Here is a 14,371-nt window from a genome sequence, read left to right on the forward strand (position 1 = left end):
GGCGGGCTCCGGGCTGACCCTGGAGAAGCTGAAGGGCGCCAAGGCGGTGTGGGTGGACCGCGATTCGGTGGCGGGCTACCTCCTGCCCAGCGCGTTCCTGAAGACGCAGGGGCTGGAGCCGTCGCGCGTGTTCGTGTCGCAGCAGTTCACGGGCTCGTACCAGGGCGCGCTGGAGGCGGTGCTGGAGGGCAGGGCGGACGTGACGAGCGTCTTCTGTCCGCCGGCCTCCACGGCGCTCACGTTCACCACGGGCGTGGAGGACGTGCTGGGGCCGGGCATGGGCGCGAAGTTCGAGCTCCTGGCGTACACGGACGAGGCCCCCAACGACGGCGTGCCGGTGGCCATGGGGCTGCCCGCGCCGCTGGTGGCCGCGCTGGAGACGGCGCTCCTGGGCTTGCAGTCCACGCCGGACGGGCAGTCGCTGCTGCGCGACATCTTCAACGCAGACCGCTTCGAAGTGGCCCCGCGCATGGGCTACCGCGCGCTGTACCGCGTGGCCCTGGCGAGCCTGTAGCCCGCCGCGAGGCTCCGGCGCCGCGAGGCCTGTCATCGGGTCCGAAAGCCGGACGGCCGGTCGCGGCGCTCCTGGCGGCTACTTGTCGGAGTCGGGACCGGTGCCGCGAGCGGGGCGGCGGGCGGAGGACACGGAGCCTTCGGTTCGGCCCGTCTTCGCGGGCGCCTTGGCCCCGGCGGAGTCCTCCGACGCGCGCACGGCCTTCGCGGCGGAGCGGCTCCCCGTCGTGTCCCCGGGGGCCTTCACGGCCTTCGCGGCGGAGCGGCTCCCCGTGGAGCCCTCGGGCGGGCGGGACGGCTTCGAGCCCTCCGCGCGCACGGCGCCGAACTGGGCGGTGGACGAGCGGCCGGTCTCCGCGCGCACGGCTTCAGGCTTCGCGGTGGAGGCGCGAGCCCCGGCGTCCTCGCCGCGCACGGCATCGAACCTTCCGGTGGAGGCACGACCCTCGCCGCGCATGGCCTCGTGCTTCGAGGTGGGCCGGCCCGAGTCCTCGTCGTGCAGGGGACGCGTGTCCGCGAGGCTCACGCCCGTGTTCTCCCGCGTCCTCACGGGCCGGGCCTCCGGGCGGCTCAGTCCGGAGTTCTCCTTCGAGCGCGAGGTCCGCTCCGCGGCGGGCCCCATGCCGGAGTCCTCCGGCGACGCGGAGGCCTTCGTCGACGACTGGCTCACCGACGGCTCCGGCGCGCGGGGCGGCGTCTTCGCCGGGGCCTGCGCCTTGGCCGCGGACTGCGTCGTCCCGGGGGCCGGGGCCTTCGCGGAAGCGGCACTGCCCGGCCGGGCCATCAGGCGCGGGTCGAAGTAGATCATCGTCGGCTCGGCCGCGAAGCGCTCCTCCTCCAGCTCGTCCGCGTACACGTCCCGCATGAACGCGGCCAGGTGCGCGCTGGTGCCGGACAGCTTCTCCTGCTGGAGGAACTCCTCCAGCGCCAGCTGCAGCTCGCCCGCGGTGGAGAACCGGTCATCGCGCTTGCGCGCCAGCGCCTTGAAGACGATGGGGTCCAACGACTTCGGAATCCCGGGCACCGCCTCCGACGGCGGGACGATTTTATGGCCCACGACGGCCTTGAGCGTGGCCATCTCCGACTCGCGCTTGAACAGGCGCCCGTTCGTCAAGAGCTCGTAGAACACCGTCCCCAGGCCGAACACGTCCGAGCGCGCATCCAGCGGCTCGCCCCGCGCCTGCTCCGGGGACATGTACGCGTGCTTGCCCTTGATGGTGCCCACCACCGTCTGGGACAGCTTGCCCTGCGCCTTCGCCACGCCGAAGTCGATGAGCTTCACGCCGCCGTTGAAGCCCACCAGCACGTTCTGCGGAGACACGTCCCGGTGGATGAGCGACAGCTTCCGGCCGGACGGACTGCGCGCGTTGTGCGCCGCGTCCAGCCCCGCCGCCGCCTCCGCGATGATCCGGCACCGCAGGCCCAGGGGGAACCCGCCCGGGTGCGCCGACGCGCGCGGCACCAGCGAACCCAGCGGCTCGCCGTGCACGTACTCCATCGCGATGTAGTACTGCCCGTCCACGTCCCCCATCTCGTAGATCTGCGCGATGTTGGGATGGTTGAGCAGCGCAGCGATGCGCGCCTCGTCCAGGAACATCTGGAGGAACTCGTCGTCCTCCGACAGGTGGGGCAACAGCCGCTTCACCACCAGCAGCTTCTGGAAGCCCACCGGCCCCTTCTGCCGGGCCAGATAGACGGCCCCCATGCCGCCGGTGGCCAGCTTGCGCAGCAATTCATAGCGGCCGAACGTTTCCACTCCGGCCGTGACGATAGCCGCGTCAGCGCGGATCTCAAAAGCCCGGGCATCCGCAAAAACGCGAACCGGGCCGGCCCCCTCTGGGCCCGGCCCGGCCGCGCTGCGTCACGAGCCCGTGAACCTACGGCCCCCAGGCTACGGCGTCGCGGCGCAGATGCTCCGGTAGCGGATCTCCACGGCCTGGCCCGGGGTGGGCACGGAGCCCGCCGCGAAGATGACCGCGTTGCGGTCCGCGTCGTAGGTCCACTGGTCCGCACCCAGGGTGCGGCCGTTCACGCGCACGCTCATCTCCGCGGTGCCGTCCGGCGTCGCGGTGAGGTGGAAGTCCGCCTGCGGCTCACCGGCCTGCTGGATGATGGGGTCCAGGAACCCGCGGTAGTCACCCTCGCAGATGGAGCCCACGGAGCCGCCCGTGCCCCGGGCCACCGAGGTGAAGCGGTCCGCGCTGGAGCCGGCGGTGGAGCAGGACGTCCCGCTGGGGACGAGCGCGTGCAGGTTGCTGCGCTGGGACATGCCCGTGCCCTTCAGCGTCTGGAGGAACTGGATGTAGCTGTCGGGCGTGAAGCCGGAGTGGTCGTCCTCGTCCGCCAGCACCACCACGGCCATGCGGGCGGCGGCGCGGGTGAAGCCCAGGTTGCCGTCGTTGGGCTGCGGGGTGCGGACGTCATCGGCCTGCTCGGACAGCGGGGCGGACAGGCCCTGGCGCATCGTCTCCAGGCCCTGCACCAGGTTGTGGCACAGGCCCACGTCCAGGTTGGACTGGATGGTGGCCGCCGCGTTGGCGCTGTTGCCGGACACCACGCGGGCGCGGCTGCCGTCCACCGGGAAGAGCCGGCCGGCCTCACCGCCGTTGGCGCCGCCGCCGCACAGCCCCTGGCGCTGCACCAGGCCCGTGCTGGTGACGCCCACGCGCACGTCCACGTTCAGCTCCTTCGCGCGCGCGAGCCACCCGGGGATCGCGTTGCGCAGGCGCTGCTGGTAGGGCTCCATGGTGGTGGTGTTGGAGACAACGAAGAGCACGTCCAGCTGGCTGTCGGTGCCCTGCGTGAAGCGGTCCACCTGGATGCCCTCGTGGTTGGTCTCCGCCAGCAGCGGGACGAGGAAGCGGTTCGCCTCCGTGCTCGTCTGGAAGTACAGCGGGCTGTAGTGCTGGCCCAGCACGTTGCGGGCGTAGTCCACCTCCATCTCGAAGCCCTCGCCGGGCTGGAGCGTGATGGGCGCCGTCACCGGCGTGAGCAGGGAGAACTGCTTGGACGTGCCGTTGCCGATGGTGGCGTCCCCCACGGTGAGCGGCTCGCTGCAGCGGTTGGACAGGAACGTCTTGCGCGGCCGGGCCGGGCAGTCGTAGCGGATGGGCCCGAAGTCCACGAAGGACGGCGTGGCCACCAGGCACGACGGGTTGGACACCGCGTGGATGGGCAGCGTCACCGTGGGGTGGGCCGGGTTGTTGACGGTGAGCTTCAGCTCGCCGTTGAACTCGCCGCCCGTGGGGGGCGCGCGGAAGGCAATCATGGAGCTGAAGGCCGTGTCGTAGAGCACCACGCCGCCCGTGATGGGACCGCCCGGCATGGAGAACACGCCGCCGCCGTCATTGGACAGGTGCACGTTCTTGATGGCGCACTCGGCCCGGCCCGGGTTGCGGAAGTAGAAGCCCAGCACCGCGCCGCGGCCCGGCACCACGTTGGCGAACTCCAGCGACGGCTGCGGCAGCAACTCGTACACGCAGGGGCCGGACGTGCGGGCGCGGCCCGTCAGGGTGATGGCCCGCTCGGGCGTGAACAGGTCGTTGGACTGCACGTAGAGCGTGGCGGTGAAGGTGCCCTCGTTCTTGGGCTCGAAGTAGACCTTCAGCTCCAGCGCGTCGTCGCCCGGGTTGATCTGCAGGCCGTTGGCCTCCAGCGTGGGCCAGGCGCCGCCCTTCCAGGGGTACTTCTGCGTGCCGCGCGTGGGCGTGGCCACGTCGAACTGCACCGCGTCGCCGTCCGCGCGCACGCCGGTGAAGGTGAGGGGGCCGTTGCTGCCCGCGTTGGTGATGCGGATGACCTGATCCACCTTGCCGCCCACCGGCAGCTCGCCGAAGTCCAGCGCCACCGGGGCCACGGCCAGCGTGGGCCGGCCGCCGCGCGCATCCAGCATCACGCGCGACTCACGCGCCTTGTCGGACGCGTACGCCACGGTGAGGTTGCCCACGTTGGGGCCGGAGAAGCGCGCGGCGAACTCCATGCGCATCTCCACCACCTCGCCCGGCTGCACCGTGGCGCCCTCCGGCTTGGACAGCGGCGAGAAGGCCCGGTCGCTCGTCGCCAGCGCGGAGATGGTCACCGGGCGCCAGGTGATGTTGCGCGCGCGGGTGAAGGACTCGGTGCGCTCGTGCACCGGAATCTCGTCGAAGGGCACCGGCGCCGGGTCGAACACGAAGGCGCTGGCCACGGAGTTGCCCTTCAGGTCCACCACGGACGGGGTGCACGTCTCGCAGGAGACGACCTCCAGCCGCGCGCCCATCTGCCCCAGCGCGCGGGGCAGGTACTTCGTCTTCACCACCTGCGTGCTGTTGGGCGGCACGGTGATGGTGTCCGCGGTGAACGGATCCGCGTGCTCGCCCGCGACCTTCAGGGTCAGCGGCAGGTCCACCGGGTTGGTGACGGTGACCTCCAGCGTGCGGTCGCTGTCCACCTCCAGCGTCTCGTAGTCCAGCACCGGCGGGTTGACGCCAATGCGCGTGGGCGTGCCCAGGCCCTGCACGGGCAGCTGCTGCAGGGCGCCCACGTTGGCGTCCGTCGTCACGCGCAGCGTCTCCTCCACCGGCCCTTCGGCCAGCGGGTGGAAGCGCACCTTGACGACGTGCGACTCGCCCGGCGGCACGCGGCCGCCGCCGTCCGTCAGCTCCACCTGGTAGGACGGGTTGTTGCCCAGCCCCAACGCCTCCAGCGCGGAGAAGGGCACGTAGCCGACGTTGCGGATGCGGACCTCCTTCTCACGCCACTCGCCCACCGGCACCTCGCCGAAGTCGAGCGCGTCCACGTCCAGCACCGCCGTGGCCTGCACCCCGCGCGTCTGGTCCTCCTCGTGACACGCCATCGTCCCTGCCACCAACGACGCCAGCAGGACGAACCGACCCCTCCACCCCATCACCATTGTCCGCTCCCCACCCTTCCCCACCACACGCACACGGATGCCCGGGACACGTGATCCAGCCCGGGCTCCCCCTAATCAAGACCCGTGCCGGACAGGGGCGCTGATCCCCGACCGCCGGAAATCAAGGACTTGGCGGTCACTTCAGCGACCAAGTGAGCGCTGGAGGGAACCGGGGTGCCCTGGAGGGTGAAAGGTTTTTCCCGACCTTTTGCCAACCTGCACCCCCAACTTTTCAGGTCATGAACTGGACGCTTCGGTCGCCGGGGTCGCGACGAAGGCCGCGATCGCGGCGGCGATGGCGGCCGGCTGCTCCAGGTGCACGTGGTGGCCGCCTTCGAAGAAGCGGGGCGGGGCGGCCAGCGTACGCAGGGCGGCCAGCCGCGCCTCCAGCAGCTCCGGGGCGGGGGACAGGCCTTCGGTGCCGCGCAAGAGCTGCACGGGGCAGGTGACGGCGGCCTCCAGCGCCAGCCACTGGGCCTCGTCGAAGCCCTGACCGAAGCGGCGGCGGTGGCGCGGATCGAAGGTGAAGGCGAAGTCGCCTTCCGGTGTCCGACGGGTGCCATGGCGCGCGAAGAGCCGCGCCGCGTCCGGGGAGAGGGTGGGGTTCGCCTGCCGCAGGCGCTCCGCGGCGGCCTCCACGGTGGGGTAGCGCTTGCGGTTGGGCGGCCGGCGCGCGTCGTCCAGGAAGCCTCGCAGCCGCTGCACGGCGCCCGTGGGCGGGCCACCGGAAGGCCCCAGGCTTTCGATGAGGGTCAGGCTCTTCACGCGCTCCGGGCGCGCGGCGGCGTACGCGAGCGCGACGATGCCGCCCAGCGAGTGCCCCACCAAGTGCACCGGCGGCAGGGCCAGCCCGTCCAGGGTGGCCTCCACGTCCAGCAGGTGGTCGCTGAAGTGGTACGCGGCGCCGGGGCCCGCGTGGCCGCTCTCGCCCATGCCGCGAAAGTCGAGCAGCACCGTGCGCCAGGCTTCGGGCAGGTGCTCGCAGAGCGGATCAAAGCTGTGGGAATGGTCCAGCCACCCGTGAAGCAGCAGCACGGCGGGGGCGCCCTGGGGTCCACGCTGCCGCACGTGCAGCGGCAGCCCTTCTGCGTCGACGGTGAGGGATTCGAATGCGGCGGCGGGCACGGGTGTCTCCTCGTGCCCTCCGGCTTACCCTGTCCCCCCGGGTGCTGGCGACCCTACGCCACGGTGCTGGTCGACGCCGCCGCCGGGCGCGGCGGACCGCCGGTGTCCGGCTTGCCGAGCACCATGGCCAGCTGCCGGGCCTGGCTCTCCGTGGCGCAGCGGTACTCCTGGGTCTTGCCGTTGGGCCGGTCAATCCGAATCACCCAGACGTCATTCTCCTTGGTCACCACAGGCGCTTGAGACATGCATTCCCTCCGTGTCGAGAAGAGAAAGCATCCTTCGTGCCGACCTCCTGGACGGAGCCAAATGCCTGATTTCCGGCCGTCTCCCACGCCCGGCGGCCGAGCAGGTGACAAAATTCGTTCAGCGGGGCGACAAATTTCGGGCGCCCGGGTCGCACTCCTTGCGTAGTCCTCCGGGGCAGCCCTGAGTCGTTGGGATGACAATCATTGTTCAGCGGGGTCCGGCCACTCCCACGCCGAGCGGTAGCCGCCGTCCGTCTGGGTGCCTTCGATGAAGCGCGCGTAGAAGGGGTGGCTGCTGAGGGTGGCGGAGTCGCCCACGACGAACAGGTGCCGGCGGGCGCGGGTGAGGGCCACGTTCATGCGGCGCAGGTCGTTGAGGAAGCCCAGCTGCCCCTCACTGTTGGAGCGGGTCATGCTGACCAGGATGGCGTCCTTTTCCCGCCCCTGGAACGCATCCACGGTGTCCACCTCTACCTCAGGATGCACGGCCTCCAGTGCCTCGCGCAGGTGGCGGGCCTGGGCGCTGTACGGGGCGATGACGGCGACCTCGCGCGGAGCCAGGCCCAGTGACAGGAGCTGGCGCACGCGGGCGATGACGTAGGTGGCCTCGCCCGGGTTGAGGAGGGAGTGCGTGGTGGGCTCCACCTCTTCGTCGAAGCCCTTGCCCGCGGTGTCCAGGTAGAGCACCGGCGGCGCGTCCACCTCCGCGCCCGAGCCGGAGTCGAGCACGCCCGTCAGCGTTCGGTCCGCCACGGACGGGTGGGCGCGCAGCTCGCCGCCGTACATCTCCTTCGAGGGGAAGGCCATGATGGCGGCGTTCATCCGGTACTGCTCGCGCAGCATGCGCTTCACCTCGTCGCCGTGGTCCTGGAGCAGGCGCTCGAAGAGGCTCGTGCCCAGGCCCGCCTTGGCGGCCTCCTGGGACAGCACGGTGGGCGGCAGCTGCTGCGGGTCTCCGGCGAGCACCACCTTGGGCGCGCGCAGGAAGCCCAGGAGGGCCAGCGGCTCGGTGGCCTGGGTGGCTTCATCCAGGAGGGCGCGGTCGAACTCCTCGCCCGCGAGCACGCCGGAGCCCAGGCTCGCGAGCGTCACGCACACCACGTCCGCGCGGGCGAGCACGGCCTTCACGGCCTTCTTCTCCAGCTTGCGCGCCTCGTCCATCAGGTCCTTGGCCTCGGCCGTGGAGGAGCGGGCGTTGGAGAAGCGCTCGCGGCTGCGGCCCTGGCTGCGCTGCCTGCGCGCGTAGCCGAAGAGGTCGAAGGCCTCGTCGAACAGGTCGCGGCTGACGACGCGGTCCGGGTGCTCCTCCACCACGATGTCCAGCGTGTGCTCCTGCAGGCGGGCGGCGACGCGCGCGGGGTGGCCCACGCGGATGGCGCGCAGGCCCTGCTCCAGGCACAGCTCCAGCAGGTGGTCCACCGCGGCGTTGCTGGCCGCCGTGCACAGCAGGCGCTCACCTCTCGCGACGGCCTGGGCCGCCACTTCCGCCAGCACGGTGGACTTGCCGGTGCCGGGTGGGCCGTGGACCAGGAAGAAGTCCTCCGCGGCCAGGGCGCGCATCGCGGCGTCCTGCTGCTCCGGGTTGAGCGGGCGGGTGGGGGTGAAGTCCTTGGTGTTGTCGAAGCGCGGGGGCTCGTTGCCCAGGAGCACCTCGCGTTTGTGGCGCTCCTGGCCCTTGTCCATCGCCTTCACGCGCTGGAGGCCCGCGCGCACGCGCTCGTAGGTGACGTCGTTGGGTACGACGTCCAGGCGCAGGAGCCCTTCGGACAGGTAGGCGGGCGGCTCGCGGTCGAAGGCCAGCTGGATGCGGGTGGAGGTGGCGCGCGACACGAGCGCCTTCGCCGGGTCCTTCACCTCCGCGCGGCGGGGCAGCACCGCCACCAGGTCGCCGTTGGACACGCGCGTGGGCAGCCTCCCCCGGTCCGCGCGGGCGAGCGTGAGGAGGATGCGGCCGCCCAGGCCCACGTCCTCCTCGACGGTCTCCAGGTCCAGCACGGACAGGCCCTGCTCCTCGCGCTCGCGCAGGGTGAGCCCTTGCGCGAGCGAAGTCATGCGGGCCTTCTCGGCCTCGCGCTCCTGGGCGAGCAGCGAGCCGAGCCTGTCGAAGAACGAAACGTCACGGGCCATGTCCCGGTCATGCCATCCCGGGGCGCCCGCCGTCACGGCCCGTGTGCCGGACTGTCCTGCCTACTGACAGGAATACGTGTACGAGGACGGCGTGCTCCAGGTGCCGTCCGGGTTGATGTTGCGCACCGTGTAGCCGCTCGCCGGATAGCTGGTCCCCCAGCAGTCGCGGGCGCGCACGTCGTTGCGCAGGGCGGTGCCCAGGTCCCAGTTGCCGCGGCGGCGCTGCTTCTCGTACGCGGCCACGCGGTCCACCGCCTCCACCCAGGTGGAGTCCGCCGCCAGCACGTCGCGGCGCTTCTCCAGGAACTTCTGGAGCCACGCGCTCTCCGTGATGCCGTTGTAGCCCACCACCGGCGCCACCTGGCCGCTGTTGCCCAGGGCCGTGTTGGCCTGACGGATGATGGCCTTCATGCCGTCGAACCCGTGGTTGATGGACGCGTCGTAGAGCGCGGCCTTGGTGAGCGCCTGGGTGAGGCCCCACTTCGCGGCTTCGGTGAGGGTGGGCGTGTAATAGAGCGCGTCGCTCACCTGGTCCTGGCACTGCTTGAAGTCCGCCTGGGTGGCGGCGGTGTTGAAGCTGGCCGCCCAGTCCGCGGTCCAGTTGCCCACGGCATCCAGCTCCGCCGTGGAGGCCTGGGACTGGCCGGTGGACAGGAAGCGGTTGTTGATGACGGTGAGCCCGTTCCAGTACTTCGCCAGGCGGTTGCCATTGGCTTCGGTGCGCAGGGCCCGGTAGCACTGCACCACCTGGATGGCGTCGCCCGTACCGGTGCAGAAGCCCGCGCGCCCGCTGGTGTAGCCGCGCCCGTCCTGGATGTTCTCCGAATAGGCGTAGTCCAGCGTGGGCGTGTCGTTCTCCCAGATGCTCGTCAGGCCTTCGGCCACCTTCTTCTGGTTCGCGGTGAGGCCGGAGCCGCCAGGGGACGTGCCGCCGCAGCTGTCGGACTGGACCTTCACGTTGGCCGCGGTCCACGACGCATTGGAGTTGGTGGAGTAGTTGAACGTGTAGGACGCGTTCACCGCCACCGTCAGTGCCGACGTGCGCGTGAAGGTGCACGTGCGGCCCGCCTGCGTATGCGTCCAGCCCGCCGGGTCGTAATCACACGTCACGCCCGAGGGCACGTCGAGCGCGATGACCGGATTGGCGATGGCCACCGTCCCCGTGTTCTTGATGACGAGCGTGCCCCAGTAGTCCGGCCCGTTGTACGTGTTCGTCGTCACCGAATGCGTGCACGCGCCCAGCGCCTGTTCGACCGCGGCCGGCATCACCGCGTCCTCCTGTGCGCCACAGCCGCTGGCCAGCGCCAACAGCCCCACAGTCATCCACGTCCGTGAATCCGCCATGTGCCTGCCCCCGCTTGGGTAAGGGGATGCCCAAGCTCACCGAGCATCCCGGATAGAGCAGGAATAGCTGTATTCGCGGCGAATCTCCAGTGACGCTCAGCCCTGCACGTCCGGCAGCGGCAGCACCCGCCACAGCTGCGGCTTGTCGTACTGCGGCGGAATCATCCCCAGCGGCCAGCCCTCCGCCGTGAGCTCCGCGTACTGGTACCCGCGCCCCGCGAAGGGGATGCGGGTGCCGGTGCCGGGCAGCCCCACGCCGATGGCCGCGTGCGCGAGCGCGTCCGAATAGAGCATCACCGCGTCCACGCCCACCTGCCTGAGCAGCATCAGCGCCAGCACCGCCTTGGAGTCGCAGTCGCCCCGGTCCTGCGCGGGCACCAGCCCCGGTGGGACGATGCCGAAGGGCTCGTCGCCGGGCAGCTCGTAGCGGATGCGGCGCACGAAGCCGAGGATGAGCTCGGTGGCCTGCGCCGCGTCCAGGTCGCGCTCGCGGATGGAGGTGGCGAAGCGCTCGCCCAGCACGCGCACCGGCTCCGCGTTGCTCTGCATCAGCTCCGCGTAGATGCAGCGCATGTCCGTGCCGCAGCCCGGCGGCGCCACGTAGGTGAAGCGCTCCGGGCCCATGGCGCGGTAGCGCAGCCGCACGCTGTAGTCGCGGTGCGCCTGCTCCAGCCCGCGCTCCACCGCTTCGCCCAACCCATAGGCCAGCTGCTGACGGGCGGGCTCCATCCCGTCCACGCGCCAGTCATAGGACTTCGCCCGCTCCGGCGGCGTGTCCTCCGGCACCAGCACCAGGCCCAGGTCCCGCATCGCCTCCCGAGGGTCCGCCGGGGGGACTTCCGTCTGGGGCTGGGGAGGATCCGGAAGCCGGCCCGCCTTCCGGGCCAGCACGAGCTCCCAGCTGGCGAAGGCCATGAGCGCGCCCATCAGCACCAGCGACAGCAGCGTCTTCCACGAGCGCGCGAGCATGGCGGCTTCAGGCGGGCGCGCGCAGCATCCCGGTGGGCAGCTGCGGGAAGGGGATGAGTCCGTTGAGCGCGGCCTGGAGGCCCGGCGCGGTGAGCAGCGCGATGACCAGCAGGAACGCGCACAGGAGGAGCGCCGCGGCGATATTGCCCTTGCGCACCTCCGCCAGCTCCTCGATGCCCGGCGTCATCTTGTCGAACAGCCGCACGCCCAGGGCGAGCACCGCCACGCCCACCGCCAGCGACAGCCCCACGTGCACCAGCGCCAGCCCCAGCAGTTGGAGCACCGAGACGGCGGACACGGGCGGGTTCTGCACCGCCAGGTCCACCGCGTCGCCCGTGGCCTTCAGCGCGTGCTGCACCAGCAGGCCCAGCGACACGAGGCTCGTCGCATGCACCAGCCCGGCGGCGACGTTGCCCTGGCGCAGCTCCTCCACGGGGTGGCTGTCCAGCAGGCGGCTCAGGCCGCGCATGCTCAGGCCGATGCCGAGCGCGGCCACGAGGCCGCCGAGGACGACCTTCACGAGTCCGACGACGAAGAGGGTGAGATCCATGGGGCGCGAAGGGGACTGTAGCGGAAGTCCCCCGCGCCGCCACGGCTGATGGCTCACGCGCGCGGCTTGCCGTCCTTCAGACGGCGGCTGAGCGTCCAGGCGAGGGCAACGAGCGCGACCCAGCCCACCGCCGACTCCGGGCCGCTGCCCACCGAGCAGCCCATGCTCGTCCGCATGTCGCTCGTCGGGTCGTACTGCACGGTCACCTGGAAGTTGCAGAGCGCCGCGTTGCCGGCCTTGTCGATGGCGGTGACCTGCACCGCGTGCAGGCCCGGCGCGAGCGGCGTGCCCACGACGGGGCTGTAGAGGAGCTCCGCTGCGGAGACGCTGTCCGCGGCGGTGGCGGCCGGGTACTCCGCGCGGGTGCCGGACATCACCGCGGTGGTGAGCGTCTGGTCCTCCGGGCAGGTGAGCAGGGGCGGGCGCGAGTCGCGCACCCGGACCTGGATCTCGCACGGGGTGCTGTTGCCCGCCTCATCGGTGCTGACGACCTCCACGCGGGTGAGGCCCAGCGGGAACAGGTCGCCGGACGCGTGCGTGCTGGTGACGGTGACCTTGCTGGACAGGCTGTCGGTGGGCGTGAGGTCCGGCCAGTACGCGTGCGCGCCCTCGGGGCCTTCCGCCTCCACGCGGACCTCGTTCACCTTGCAGGCCCCGCTGGGCGCATCGAGGTCGCGGACGGTGAGGGGGAAGGCGCAGGTGCTCACGTTGCCGGCCGTGTCTTTCGCCGTCACGGTCGCCTGGGTGGTGCCCAGGGGCAGCGTGCTGCCGTTCTGCGGGCTGTAGGTGATGAGCACGTCCCGGCTCGTCTCATCCGCGATGCCCAGCTTCGGGTAATAGAAGGTGACGCCCCGGGGCGACTGCGCGCTCACGGAGAGCTCCGTAGGGCAGCCGTTGATCGCCGGCCCCGTCAGGTCCCGCGACGTCATCAGGGTGGCGCAGTACGCGACCCGGCCCGTGACGTCCTCGGCCCGGGCGGTGACGAGGACGGGCTGGTAGAGCGGCAGCAGGCTGTAGTCCGGATAGGTGGTGGTCACCGAGGTCGTGACCGGGCCGGTCATCAGCACCGGCGCCAGGTCCTGCGTCAGGGTGCCCGCGGGGTTGTTGGAGGGCACATCCCGGGCGACCGGGCACACGAAGGTCGGCGCCGCTTCATCCCGCTCCATCCGCCACAGGGCGCGCGACGTCCAGGGGTCGCCGGCCGTCGTCAGGAGCGTCCCCTGCAACGGCACCAGCCCCGTGGCCAGCGCGGACAGGTTGCCCGAAGGCAGCCGCGTCAGCCGGGACATGCCCGCTTCGGTGCCATCCGAGCGCCACAGCTCGCTCGCCCCGGTGTCCGTCGTCAGGACGAAGGCGAGCCCGTCCTCCCAGGGCGTGAAGCCGCGCACGCGCCGCAGCCCGTGGGCCAGGGGAAGCGGGAGCGACCGGGTCCCCGCGCCGGTGCCATCCGTCACCCACAGCAAGTCACTGGAGGCGCCACCCTGGCTCACCAGGAAGACACGGCTGCCCACCGGGACGAGCGTCACGCCCGGAGGCCCTTCGAGCATCACCCGCGGCAGCGTCTTCACCGGCAGGGTGCCCGCCTCGGTGCCATCCGTGCGCCACAGCTCGATGCCCCCGGGCGTGTCCGTCACGAGGAACAGCAGCAGGTCGCCCAGCGCGGTGAGGTGGTGGATGTTGGGCTGGGCCGCGGTCGTGCCCTTGAAGCCGTGGACGAGGACGGTCCCCTCCGAGGTGCCGTCCGACTTCCACAGCGCGCGGCCGTGCTGCGGGTCCTCCGCGGTGAAGTAGAGCGTGGTGCCCACGGCGGTGAGGTGCCGCGGAAGCGAATCGCCGACGCCGGCGTGGATGTCGCGCACGAGCACGGTGCCCGCCTCGGTGCCGTCGGTGCGCCACAGCTCATCGCCCTCGGGGCCACGCGCGGAGAAGAAGACGGTGTCGCCCACGCGCACGAAGCCGCTGGACGCCACGTTGCCGGAGTCCGCGGCGAGGACCTTGAGCGGCACGGTGCCCGCTTCGGTGCCGTCCGACTTCCAGAGCTCTCCTGGCAACCCGCCGTCGCCCAACGCGGCGAAGAGCACGCCGTCTCCAAAGGGGATGATGCGCTCCTCGTGGGCGATGCCGTGGGTCTGGCCGGGGCGCAGCTCCCGCGTCATGTGCGTTCCCTCGCGCGTGCCATCGCTCGTCCACAGCTCGAGCCCGGTGTCCGGCGTCCTCGTGAGGAAGAACAGGCGGTGGGCCGTGGCGCGCAGCGAGCCCGGAGCGATGTGCGCGCCGGAGGGCAGCAGCTCCTCCTGCACGGAGCGGGTGCCCGCGGGCGTTCCGTCGGTGACCCACAGGTTCTGGAGGAAGGGCACGCCGCTGCCGTCGCCCGGAGCGTCGAGGAAGTAGAGGCGCCCGTTCAGTTCGGCCGTGGCCTGCGTGCCGGGGCGATTGAAGTCCGGGATCAGCTGGGGCGTGGAGTTGAGGCCCACCAGCCGGCGCACCGTCATTGGATCCATCTGGGCGGGCTCACCCTGCGCGAACGCCGGGGCCGCGCCCACCACCAACGCCAACGCTGAAAGCCACGCACGACTGCTGACCATCCCCATGCCCGCCTCCCACGCC

At 71.6% G+C, this 14,371-nt stretch carries 10 protein-coding genes; 1 reads left to right on the forward strand and 9 read right to left on the reverse strand.

Translation table 11 applies throughout. The features are described from left to right. On the forward strand, positions 1-514 hold a 514-nt coding region (locus tag D7V80_RS35420), incomplete at its 5' end, for a phosphate/phosphite/phosphonate ABC transporter substrate-binding protein (RefSeq protein WP_147447322.1). A gap of 78 nt (positions 515-592) precedes the next feature. Here D7V80_RS35420 and D7V80_RS43750 read toward each other — a convergent pair. The 9 genes from D7V80_RS43750 to D7V80_RS35470 all read right to left on the reverse strand — a co-directional run. Next, on the reverse strand, positions 593-2,269 hold the full coding sequence (locus tag D7V80_RS43750) for a serine/threonine protein kinase (protein WP_304988475.1): 1,677 nt from the start codon (positions 2,267-2,269) through the stop codon (positions 593-595). Between the two features lie 135 nt (positions 2,270-2,404). Continuing rightward, entirely contained in the window at positions 2,405-5,404 is a 3,000-nt protein-coding gene (locus tag D7V80_RS35435) for a choice-of-anchor D domain-containing protein (RefSeq protein WP_120592298.1), read from the reverse strand. A gap of 237 nt (positions 5,405-5,641) precedes the next feature. Beyond that, positions 5,642-6,529 (reverse strand): alpha/beta fold hydrolase, encoded by an 888-nt coding sequence (locus D7V80_RS35440; protein ID WP_120592299.1) that lies wholly within the window; start codon positions 6,527-6,529, stop codon positions 5,642-5,644. Positions 6,530-6,582: 53 nt separating this feature from the next. Then, complete coding sequence (locus D7V80_RS35445; RefSeq protein ID WP_014399307.1) at positions 6,583-6,774, reverse strand: hypothetical protein; 192 nt, start codon at positions 6,772-6,774, stop codon at positions 6,583-6,585. A gap of 201 nt (positions 6,775-6,975) precedes the next feature. After that, complete coding sequence (locus tag D7V80_RS35450; RefSeq protein WP_120592300.1) at positions 6,976-8,901, reverse strand: AAA domain-containing protein; 1,926 nt, start codon at positions 8,899-8,901, stop codon at positions 6,976-6,978. Positions 8,902-8,961: 60 nt separating this feature from the next. Next, a complete protein-coding gene (locus D7V80_RS35455; protein ID WP_233585962.1) occupies positions 8,962-10,224 on the reverse strand; it encodes a chitosanase in 1,263 nt (420 codons plus the stop codon). Positions 10,225-10,341: 117 nt separating this feature from the next. After that, positions 10,342-11,214, reverse strand: a complete 873-nt coding sequence (locus D7V80_RS35460; RefSeq protein WP_120592302.1) for a hypothetical protein — start codon at positions 11,212-11,214, stop codon at positions 10,342-10,344. Between the two features lie 7 nt (positions 11,215-11,221). After that, on the reverse strand, positions 11,222-11,764 hold the full coding sequence (locus tag D7V80_RS35465; RefSeq protein ID WP_120592303.1) for a DUF350 domain-containing protein: 543 nt from the start codon (positions 11,762-11,764) through the stop codon (positions 11,222-11,224). 53 nt (positions 11,765-11,817) lie between these two features. Continuing rightward, on the reverse strand, positions 11,818-14,371 hold a 2,554-nt coding region (locus tag D7V80_RS35470; RefSeq protein WP_233585964.1), incomplete at its 5' end, for an HYR domain-containing protein.

It is taken from the genome of Corallococcus sp. CA054B (genome assembly GCF_003611625.1).
Lineage (GTDB): Bacteria > Myxococcota > Myxococcia > Myxococcales > Myxococcaceae > Corallococcus > Corallococcus coralloides.

What these genes read in the sequence shown, in the direction of transcription:
- D7V80_RS35435 (WP_120592298.1), bottom strand. Translation starts at nt 5,404, where the DNA reads ATGGTGATGGGGTGGAGGGGTCGGTTCGTCCTGCTGGCGTCGTTGGTG.
- D7V80_RS35445 (WP_014399307.1), bottom strand. Translation starts at nt 6,774, where the DNA reads ATGTCTCAAGCGCCTGTGGTGACCAAGGAGAATGACGTCTGGGTGATT.
- D7V80_RS35450 (WP_120592300.1), bottom strand. Translation starts at nt 8,901, where the DNA reads ATGGCCCGTGACGTTTCGTTCTTCGACAGGCTCGGCTCGCTGCTCGCC.
- D7V80_RS35455 (WP_233585962.1), bottom strand. Translation starts at nt 10,224, where the DNA reads ATGACTGTGGGGCTGTTGGCGCTGGCCAGCGGCTGTGGCGCACAGGAG.
- D7V80_RS35460 (WP_120592302.1), bottom strand. Translation starts at nt 11,214, where the DNA reads ATGCTCGCGCGCTCGTGGAAGACGCTGCTGTCGCTGGTGCTGATGGGC.
- D7V80_RS35465 (WP_120592303.1), bottom strand. Translation starts at nt 11,764, where the DNA reads ATGGATCTCACCCTCTTCGTCGTCGGACTCGTGAAGGTCGTCCTCGGC.